4 protein-coding genes and 1 riboswitch are annotated in these 2,865 nt (G+C 38.2%); of the genes, 2 read left to right on the top strand and 2 right to left on the bottom strand.

The window, feature by feature from the left end; translation table 11 throughout:
* Positions 1-114: 114 nt before the first annotated feature.
* Entirely contained in the window at positions 115-573 is a 459-nt protein-coding gene (locus T529_RS0111550) for a hypothetical protein (protein ID WP_143122861.1), read from the bottom strand.
* A 121-nt stretch (positions 574-694) separates the two neighbouring features.
* Between T529_RS0111550 and T529_RS0111545 the strand changes: the two genes are divergently transcribed.
* Complete coding sequence (locus tag T529_RS0111545) at positions 695-1,696, top strand: SPFH domain-containing protein (protein WP_051646991.1); 1,002 nt, start codon at positions 695-697, stop codon at positions 1,694-1,696.
* Between the two features lie 40 nt (positions 1,697-1,736).
* Here the strand turns inward: T529_RS0111545 and T529_RS0111540 are convergent, their stop codons facing one another.
* Positions 1,737-2,249, bottom strand: a complete 513-nt coding sequence (locus T529_RS0111540) for an ECF transporter S component (protein ID WP_033163760.1) — start codon at positions 2,247-2,249, stop codon at positions 1,737-1,739.
* A 67-nt stretch (positions 2,250-2,316) separates the two neighbouring features.
* Positions 2,317-2,416: riboswitch (TPP riboswitch) on the bottom strand.
* Between the two features lie 65 nt (positions 2,417-2,481).
* On the opposite strand from T529_RS0111540, the gene T529_RS0111535 reads away from it, so the two are divergent.
* Entirely contained in the window at positions 2,482-2,760 is a 279-nt protein-coding gene (locus T529_RS0111535) for a hypothetical protein (RefSeq protein ID WP_033163759.1), read from the top strand.
* Positions 2,761-2,865: the final 105 nt, after the last annotated feature.

Here is a 2,865-nt window from a genome sequence, read left to right as displayed (position 1 = left end):
CAAGCACAACAATAAAAAACAAGGCCAAATCTAATTGACCTTGCTTGGTAGTTGTTTTGGATATTTTCTCTGTCTACTTGACAGGGGTCATATCATATCATGTGCATCGTTTTTTTATGACTTAAGGACATATTCATAAATACCATTGGTCTGTTTGCGAACTGTAAAGGTAAGATCGTCCTTAGGCGTGAAGCGATAAACTTGTGAAAGAGAGAAGTAGAACCAATAGCCACGACTTCTTCCTAGACCGTTGACGATTGCTTCAACATGTCCTTTATAGACATAAATGATATGCGCCTGATCATCATTATAAAGTTTATCTGGGAAGTGCTTGACATTAATATGCTTCTTGATGTCTTTAAGTTCTACATAGGGTGAGAAGTAGTAACCATGATCCCATTTAAAAGGTATAACGTTGTTGATGAAGATGGTATCTTTTGTGGGATGTGTGAGGTTGTAATTAAGCTGATAATTATTAAGTAATGCCATTGGTGATGCATTGGTAAAGATTGTGAGTGTGATGGTCACAACTAACAGAATAGCCCCAACGACACTGATGAACTTTTTAAACATAGCATCACTCCATTTCTTACACATTATACCATTTTCTTCTTATGAAACTCAAGTTGAACAACAATTGGTTTGATTGTCGAAATTGTAACTGATATAATAAGGTAAAAGGGGAGGTTATGATATGGCCGCATTTATTTTATTTATTGTTATTATTGTATTATTGGTGCTTTTTATTAGCAGTTTTGTCAAGATTGTTCCTCAGTCGGAAGCTTTCGTTATTGAACGCTTAGGGGCTTATAATCGCACTCTTGATGTTGGTCTGCATATTTTAGTGCCTTTTATTGAAAGAGTAGCTAATCGTGTTTCGTTAAAGGAACAGGTGATGGACTTTGATCCACAACCTGTTATCACTAAAGATAATGTTACAATGCAGATTGATACAGTTGTCTATTTTAAAGTCTTTGATCCAAAGCTCTTTACTTATGGTGTTGTCAATCCTATTAATGCTGTTGATTCCTTAACTTCAACGACATTACGTAATATTATTGGTGATCTTAATCTAGATGATACATTGACATCAAGAGATACCATTAATGCTCAGATGAAGTCTATTATTGATGAAGCAACAGATGCCTGGGGCATCAAGGTGAATCGTGTTGAAGTCAAAAATATTATTCCTCCACGTGATATTCAGGAAGCGATGGAAAAACAGATGCGTGCTGAACGTCAGAAGCGTGAAGCAATTCTTGTTGCCGAAGGGGAAAAGCAGTCTTCCATCCTGCGCGCTGAAGGTGAAAAGGAAACGATGATTCTTCGCGCCAATGCCGAAAAAGAATCAGCTATTGCCAAGGCTGAAGGTCAGGCTCAGGCTGTACGATTATTGAATGAAGCAAGAGCAGCTTCAATTAAGATGATTAACGATGCGAATCCAAGTCAGCCTTATGTTGAACTAGAAGGCTTCAAGGCTCTTGAAAAACTGGCTGATGGACGCTCGACAAAGATTATTGTTCCAAGCAATCTTTCTTCATTAGCTGGCACGCTGGCAAGTGCTAAGGAGATTTTGACAGATGCTCCTCAGGATGCAGAAATTAATGTCTATAATGTTGAAAAGCCTGAAGCAGGAACACCGAGTGCTCACAATCCTAAAACACATGACTATTATGCACATGTTGAAAAGAAATAAAAAATGTTCTTCTTGGGAATACCCAGGAAGAACTTTTTTATTAGTTAAGATGAATAGCCTTGGATAGACTTGGCTTAATAATCATATAGAGAATAACGCAAGCAACACATGTGGCAATATTATAAGGTAAGTTATAAGCAAGGTTGCCAGCGAGTGGTGTATGGAATGCATACCAGCCAGAAATCAAATGGCTGATTGTCTTGATAATCATACAGATCACAATACCAATTGGGAATCTCTTGATATCTTTAAACATGCCTGCAAGTCCACAAACCCCTAAAGGCAAGACATAGTCAAAGATTACAGACAATGGGCCATAGAATGTCGCAAAGCCCAATGCAAAATGGAGTCCACAACAAACGAGTCCAACAATCACGCTACAAACAGGCCCCATTAAATAACTGCACAAGAAGATCGCAATTAATGAAAATGCAACATTCCCTCCCTGTGGCATGTTTGGGGTAAACTGCGTCAAAAATTCAAGAACGAGCTGCAGTGCCGCAAGCATGGCCATGTATGTCATGGTTTTGACATTCAGATGAAATTCAAACATAAAAAATCCTCCCAATATTCATTGCCAGTGGGAATAAAAAGACTCCTTCCTGAAGGAAGAAGCCTTTATTGTTTCTATCATGCTCTCTCTACGCTGGCATTACCCAGTTCAGATGATAAGGGACAAGGTTAAACCTATCTCAGCATTAAGCACCCCTGGCTTAACTTTAAGTATAGACGATATCTGCTAATATGCAAGAGAAATATGGTATAATGGGACTGGAGGTAGGACTATGGCTTTTTTTGATGATTTAAAGACAGCTGCGACTACGGCTGGTAAACTTAGTAAAGATACACTTGAGACAACAAAGCTTAAAGGCGAGGTTGTTCTTGAAGAAAGGGATATGAATAGGGCGTTTGCGAAGATTGGGAAGTACTATTATGATATCGCTTTACAGGGACTTGACCTGCCTGATGAGGTTAAGGATTTAGTGAGTGAGATTGATGAACATAAAGAAAGAATTGATGTACTCAATCGTCAAATTAATCATATAAAAGACAATAAAATGTAGGCGTCAAGATGAACTGATATGATCCCCTAAAGGTAGACAGTACAAATACACAAAATGTACTGCCCTGCTTTTAGGGGGTTTTATTATGGGAAGAAAAGCAAAATA

The sequence above is a fragment of the Sharpea azabuensis DSM 18934 genome, assembly GCF_000702165.1.
GTDB lineage: Bacteria > Bacillota_I > Bacilli_A > Erysipelotrichales > Coprobacillaceae > Sharpea > Sharpea azabuensis.
This window is presented reverse-complemented; position numbering and strand designations above follow the sequence as displayed.